Annotated in this window: 1 protein-coding gene; it reads left to right on the forward strand. The window is 38.0% G+C overall.

Annotated features, from left to right (window positions below; all coding sequences use genetic code 11):
- Positions 1–274 (forward strand): hypothetical protein (locus SB756_RS29930; protein WP_410913210.1); only part of this gene is annotated, 274 nt, incomplete at both ends.

The raw sequence follows: 274 nt of genomic DNA on the forward strand, positions 1-274 counted from the left end.
GCTTGCAACCGACAAACTCGTTGAGGGAAAAAGAAGTACTGGCCTTACTGATACCATGTTGGGTGAATTTGATATTCTTCGTGAAGGGTTAAATACCATAGCCGATACTATGGTAATGCAAAAAGACGAAATGCAAAAAAATATTGACCAAGCAACCAGTGATTATCGTGAAACGCTTGAACAATATGAAACGCAAAATATTCAGCTCACAATGGCAAAAAAAGAAGCACAAGATGCCAACCGTGTTAAGTCAGACTTTTTAGCAAAAATGAGT

Source organism: Pseudomonas sp. SIMBA_068 (assembly GCF_046534705.1).
GTDB classification, from domain to species: domain Bacteria; phylum Pseudomonadota; class Gammaproteobacteria; order Pseudomonadales; family Pseudomonadaceae; genus Aquipseudomonas; species Aquipseudomonas putida.